The following is a 6,661-nucleotide window of genomic DNA, read 5'->3' on the forward strand; positions in this document are numbered from 1 at the left end:
GTGCAGCAGGATCGCCGCCAGCGTGGCCAGGGGAATCAACTCGAGCCAGACCGCCAGAAACGCCACGCTCACCAGCAGCAGGCCACCGTGAATCAGGCTGGACAGCCGCGTGCGGCCCCCCGCATTGGCATTGGCGGAGCTGCGCACGATCACCGCAGTGACCGGCAGCGCCCCGACCAGCCCGCACACCATATTGCCGATGCCCTGGGCCTTCAATTCGCGGTGTGGCGGCGAGTGACGCTTGAGCGGGTCCAGCTTGTCGATGGCCTCCAGGCTCAACAGGGTCTCGAGGCTGGCGATGATGGCGATGGTGATGGCGACCGTATAGACCGCCGGGTTGGCCAGCGCGCCGAGATCCGGCCGGGTCATCTGGGCGATCAGCTCCGAAGGTCCGGACAGGCCGTCGAGATCGATGTGATGCCCCGCTCCCAGCGCCCAGCCGGGCATCGCGCCGCCCACCAGGCGATCGATGGCGATACTGCCGAGCACCACCAGCAGCGGCCCCGGGATCAGTGCCAGCGCCCGGTGCCGCTTGATCATCGGCTGCTCCCACAGCACCAGCAGCGCCAGACTGAACAACGCGATCAGCGTGGCCAGCGGCGAGATATCGCTGAACAGCGCGACCGGTTCGGTGATGGATGGCATCTCCTCCAGGGGGTGTCCCAGTGCCATGGGGAATTGACCCAGCACCAGGATCAGACCGATGCCGGCCAGCATCCCCTTGATCACCGAGGTCGGCACGAAGGCACCGATCCGGCCCAGCTTGAAGATCCCCATCAGCAGCTGCAGCGCGCCGGCCAGCACCACCGCGATCAGGAAAGCGGAAAAGCTGCCCAACTGTTCGATCGCATCCAGCACGATGACGGTCAGGCCGGCCGCCGGACCGCTGACGCTGAGCGCCGAGCCGCTGAACATCGTCACCACCAGCCCGCCCACCATGCCGGCGACGAGACCGGCGATGGGAGGCGCACCGGAGGCCAGCGCGATCCCCAGGCAGAGCGGAATCGCTACCAGAAAGACCACGATCCCCGCCGGGATATCGCGGGCGAGGTGGCGGAAAGAGAAGGTGTCGGGGTTGTCGCGTCGTGCCGAAGCCGTTTGTGTCGATGTCGTCATTGTCGTGTCCTCGGATCCTTGAGTCACAGCGTGTCGGAGTTCGGTCTAGCCGGCCGCTGCCTGCCGCCAGTCCTGATCGGCCCATTCGGCCTCGCGGCGGTAGACCTCCTCGAGGTGTCCGCTGGCCAGGTCATAGACCCAGCCGTGCAGGCTGGGCGCCCGGCGCGCCTCCCAGCTCTCGTTGACCAGCGGCAGCGAGGAGAGCCGCTCGACCTGGGCGATGACATTGAGCTCGACGACGTGATCGACCTTGTCGCTCAAGCGCGAGAACCGATCGAGTTCCTCCTTGCGCTCGGCGACCAGCCGCTTGACCTGGCCCAGATGCTTGTCGACGTAGGGCAGCGCCTGCAGCGTATCCCCACCGGTGACTGCCGCCTGGATGCCGCCACAGCCGCGGTGACCGCAGACGATGATGTGGTCGACCTCGAGCGCGTGGATGGCGTATTCGAGCACGCTCGAGACGTTGGCATCGTCCTCGTGGACCAGGTTGGCGATATTGCGGTGGATGAAAAGCTCCCCGGGTTTGGCATTACAGATCTGCTCCGCCGGTACCCGACTGTCGCAGCAGCCGATCCACAGCGCGGATGGCGACTGTCCCTGATGGAGCCGCTCGAAAATTTCCGGGTCGGAAGCTTTCATGTTGTCGGCCCAGGCCCGGTTCTCGAGTAGCAAACGGTCGAAAAATTGCATGTCCAGCACTCCTGTACGGTGACGATTGGAATCCCTGTCGCTCGACGCCGATGGGCTCGATGGGGCCCACGGTCCCCCCGCACGGCACGCGAGGGTCGGTCGAAGCACCGGTCCTTCGGACCGGACTTTCCATGCTCCCTCGCATGAGACGAAAGGCGCAGGCTTCACATAAAGTCGTAAGGCGGGAGCACCGTTCCAGGCAAGCGAAAACCGCTTTGCCGCCTGCAAATTTTGTAAGGCGGTGTGATTGAATGTTGATTCAGGAAAGCCGGATGGCGATGCTGCCGAGACAGCTTCGGGCGGCCCGGTCGGCCAACGACCGATGGCAAAAAAACGTAAAGACGGGGTTACCGCGATCTCATTTTCTTCAAGATGAACGGTGCATGACAGGGAGCGTCACGGCAGGTGACAGCGGGCAGGAAACATCAAATATTTAACAAAAACTAATGTAACAGAATACTCGACAACCTGACGCGAAGATGAACGATTTCGCGGAAAAGTTAACCTCACCGCAGCATGAACGTTACCCGCCGATAACGTTCATGCCGGGTTCATCTCAGCTCGAGAATTCCAGCACCTCGATGGCGTCGTCCACATGGATCTCTCCGCTGTTTTCCGCCACCAGATTCTGGCCGAAATAGACCTTGCCCTTCTCTCCCCGGCGATAGCCGGCCAGCGTCTTGAGCGGCTCCTTGTCGGCACGCTTCTCCCCCCTGGATGGATCGACCGTCACCATGGCGCAGCGCGAACAAGGCGCATCGACGCGAAACGTCACCTCGCCGATGCGAATCCGCTTCCAGCCATCCTCGGCGTAGGGCTCGGTGCCGGTCGCGACGAGGTTGGGTCGGAATTGCGCCATGACGTGCGTGCCATCGGTACGGGCGTTGAGATCCTCCAGCGAGGCCTCGGAGATCAGCAACAGCGGGTAGCCGTCGGCGAAACTGACTCTGACACCGATCGCGTCCCGGTAGCGCGGGGACCGCTCGCCCAGCCACAGCAGCCGCGCCGGTTCGCCCGCGGCCTCACTGAACCACTCATCGAGGGAGGCATGCGTGGTGGTGGCGGTGAAAGGGTCGGCCCACACCTGGGTATCGAAGGGATGCCCCGAGAACTCCCGGCGGGCCACATCCACCGGGGGCAGGACATCGTGGGTCAAGGTCAGGCGCTCGCCGTCGAACTGCGCCCGGACTCGCTGAAGCCCGGGATGCGTTCGCGCGGTCAGAAAGGTGCCGTCGGGCCTGACCACCATGAACCGGCGGTCGCCGACGAGGCCTTCCTCCTCGACTCGGGCACGTTGCAGGGACGAGCCCGCGGTGGACTTGATCGGATAACGATGGATGGTGGCAAGCGTGGGCACGACGGGCTCCTGTCAGAAGAATTACTTGAATCCGGTGGAATTAACGCCTGGCTTTCAGGCGACGCTGATACTCTCGCTTGGCCTGCTGGTAAGCGTCATCGGCACGCACCTGATCCAGCTTGTCACGATAGTGCTCGGCGATGCGGGCCTTCTCGGCATCGGCGTTGCCCGGTCGTCGCAGGCGCCCCGCGGCGTCCTTCTTGCGCCCGCCGGGGTAGCGCGCGTAGCGTCTCGCGCGGGTATAGCCCATTTGCAGGTACTTGCGCGTCATGTCCATGCCCACGAAATCGCCGCGTTCACGATAGTCGCGAAACCGCGCGGAGAGATCGCGGACCGCCTGCCTGGCATCGGCCTCGTTGCGAATCGCCCACAGCGGCAGCAGTTCATCCTTGTAGGGTTGGACATGGAAGACGCCGCGTTCGCCATGGCCGATACGGTAGCATTCGGGATGCTGGCGATAATCGATGGATGCGTCGGGAAAACTCACGATCACCTCGCTTCGGGTCAAGACGACGTCATCGCTGACGGCGCGATGACGACCCCGGGATGAAAAACGACCGCCTCGTGAGAGACGGCCGTCATATCGACACGGGCCCGGCCCGGCGTCAGGCGGTCGCCAGTCGCTCGGGCTTGCCGGCCGAGGGCCCCCGGCGACGCCGCTGGAGCGCGACGACCAGCCCGAACATCAGCAGCGCCGGGATCCACATCAGCTCCTTCGGCATTTGCGAGGCGGGGACACGCACCGAGACGATCTGCTGATCGAAGTCGAAGCCCAGCTTTTCCGCCTGACTGCCGAAATCGGTCATGTCCACCAGCGTCTTGCCGTCTTCCTGCATCAGGTGCAGGCCCAGGCTCCCCCTCCGTCGCCGGCACCTGGATCACGAAGCTGGTCGGCGAGCCGTAGGCATCGAGTCCCTCGATCCGCGTCATCAGGTGATCGTCAGGGCCGATCTCGCCCAGCGCCTGTTCGAATTGCGCCGGCGGCACCTCCTCGTAAGGCGCATCGACCATGTCCATCCAGAAACCGGGGCGAAACAGCGTGAAGGCGACCAGCAACAGCAGCAGGCTCTCGTACCAGCGACTCCTGACCAGCATGAACCCTTGCGTCGCCGCCGCGAAGATCAGCATCGCCACCGTTGCCACGATGAAGATGATGAGGCCGTGAAGCCAGTCGACATTGATCAGCAGCAGATCGGTGTTGAAGATGAACAGGAAGGGCAGCGCCGCCGTTCGCAGGCTGTAGTAGAACGCCTGGAAGCCCGTTCGTATCGGGTCCGCGCCGGAGATCGCCGCCGCCGCGAACGAGGCCAGCCCCACCGGCGGCGTGACGTCGGCCATGATGCCGAAGTAGAACACGAACAGGTGGACCGCGATCAGCGGCACGATCAGACCGTTCTGCTCGCCCAGCTGCACGATCACCGGCGCCAGCAAGGCGGAGACCACGATGTAGTTGGCGGTGGTCGGCAGCCCCATGCCCAGGATCAGGCTGAGCACCGCGGTGAGCAGCAGCATCAGCAGCAGGTTGCCCATCGACAGCGTTTCGACCAGGTCCGCCAGCACCAGGCCGACCCCGGTCTGCGCGACGGCGCCGACGATGATTCCCGCGGTCGCGGTGGCGATACCGATGCCGATCATGTTGCGGGCGCCATCGATCAGCCCGTCCCACAGGTCCATGCCGCCACGCTTGATGTCGCTGGCCAGTTCGCTCTTGCCGCGGAAGAGTGCGTCGACCGGCCGCTGCGTCAGGATGATGAAGATCATGAAGGCGGTGGCCCAGAACGCCGACAGGCCCGGCGACAGCCGCTCCACCATCAGACACCACACCAGCACGATCACCGGCAGGATGTAGTGAAGCCCCACCATCACGGTGGGTTTGGTGCGCGGCAGTTGGGTGATCTCCTGCGAAGGATCGTCCACTTCCAGCTCCGGGTAGCGGGAGCCGATCTTCAGCAGTGCGATATAGATGGCGCCGACGCCCAGGGCGATGACCCAGGAAGCCGAGTCGCCCAGCGCCGGCTTGAGCCAGCCGATGCCGTAGTAGACGGCGAACGCCAGCGCCATGATGCCGACCAGCCCGGTCAGGAAGCCGAGGATCTTGTTGAGCCAGGGCCGCTGCGGGTTGCCGCTGGGCAGTCCCTGCATCCCGGCCTTCATCGCCTCGAGGTGCACGATGTACAGAAGCGCGATGTAGGAGATCACCGCGGGGACGAAGGCGTGCTTGATCACTTCGATGTAGGGAATGCCGACATACTCGACCATCAGAAACGCCGCCGCGCCCATCACCGGCGGCATGATCTGACCGTTGACGGACGAGGAGACCTCCACCGCACCCGCCTTGGTGGCGCTGAAGCCGACGCGCTTCATCATCGGAATGGTAAAGGTGCCGGTGGTCACGGTATTGGCGATGGAGGAACCGGAAATCAGGCCGGTGAGGCCGGAGGAGACCACGGCGGCCTTGGCCGGGCCACCGCGGTAGTGTCCCAGCAGCGAGAACGCGACCTTGATGAAGTAGTTGCCGGCCCCCGCCTTGTCGAGCAGCGCACCGAACAGCACGAACAGGAACACGAAGCTGGTGGAGACTCCCAGCGCGATGCCGAACACCCCTTGCGTGGTCAGCCACTGGTGGTTGACCAGCCCGGAGAAGCTGACGCCACGATGGGCCAGGATTCCCGGCATGTAGGGTCCCGCCAGCGAATAGACCAGGAAGACCAGCGCGATGATCATCAGCGGCGGGCCGAGCGCGCGGCGTGTCGCCTCGAGCAGCAGCACGATCCCCACCACGCCGACGATCACGTCCTGCAGAATCGGCGCACCGGGGCGCTGGGACAGCTGGGCGTAGAAGAAGTAGGAGGCGCAGAACGCCCCGACCAAGGCCATCACCCAATCGAGGATCGGCATGCGCTCCCGCGGCGAGCGCTTGAACGCCGGATAGGCCATGAAGGCCAGGAAAACGGCAAAGGCCAGGTGAATGGAACGCGCCTCGGTGGCGCTGAAGACACCAAATCCGACGATGAAGGGAAGCGGCGAGGCGATCCAGAGCTGGAACAGCGACCACAGCGCCGCCACACCGAGCAGGATGCGGTTGGGCGTTCCGGTCAGTTTGCGACCACCGGTATCGGTCGCGGCCAGTTCTTCCAGCTTGGCCTGATCGGGGCCGGAAGTCTTGTTATCGGTCATGAGCAGATCCTGACATGAGGAAACACTGAATCATTGCCTGCGCGAGCGAATCGTTGCGCAACGAAAACCCGGAGCGCCAGCCCGGCAAGGCTTGTCCGCCACGCGCTGATATCTCGCCTTCGGCGTTCCGTTCGCTGTTTTGCAAAATACTGCCCCTCAAACTCTCTCACTCGAGGAAGGGCCCGGCGCCCCTGGCGACCGGTGAGTGAACCGACATCGACACGATTATCGGTTCACGCCTGATTCGATGCGACGATCATCGTCGCGGGGATTCCATCCAACGGCGCGGCGGTTGCAGACAACCACCGCGCCAGAGTGTCA

General features: G+C 64.2%; 4 protein-coding genes and 1 pseudogene. All 5 read right to left on the minus strand.

The features are described 5' to 3' along the window. A partial coding sequence (locus AC3AYF_RS14090) for a SulP family inorganic anion transporter (protein WP_487779891.1) occupies positions 1–1,116 on the minus strand: 1,116 nt, incomplete at its 3' end. Between the two features lie 45 nt (positions 1,117–1,161). Beyond that, positions 1,162–1,806 carry a carbonic anhydrase gene (locus AC3AYF_RS14095; protein WP_295036359.1) on the minus strand — a complete coding sequence of 215 codons (645 nt, stop codon included), beginning with the start codon at positions 1,804–1,806 and terminating at the stop codon, positions 1,162–1,164. 556 nt (positions 1,807–2,362) lie between these two features. Beyond that, on the minus strand, positions 2,363–3,163 hold the full coding sequence (locus AC3AYF_RS14100) for an MOSC domain-containing protein (protein WP_295036360.1): 801 nt from the start codon (positions 3,161–3,163) through the stop codon (positions 2,363–2,365). A 40-nt stretch (positions 3,164–3,203) separates the two neighbouring features. Further along, positions 3,204–3,650 carry a DUF4385 family protein gene (locus AC3AYF_RS14105; protein ID WP_295036361.1) on the minus strand — a complete coding sequence of 149 codons (447 nt, stop codon included), beginning with the start codon at positions 3,648–3,650 and terminating at the stop codon, positions 3,204–3,206. Positions 3,651–3,768: 118 nt separating this feature from the next. Next, positions 3,769–6,340: pseudogene (locus AC3AYF_RS14110) on the minus strand (TRAP transporter permease). Between the last annotated feature and the right edge of the window lie 321 nt (positions 6,341–6,661).

Source organism: Salinicola sp. (assembly GCF_982684285.1).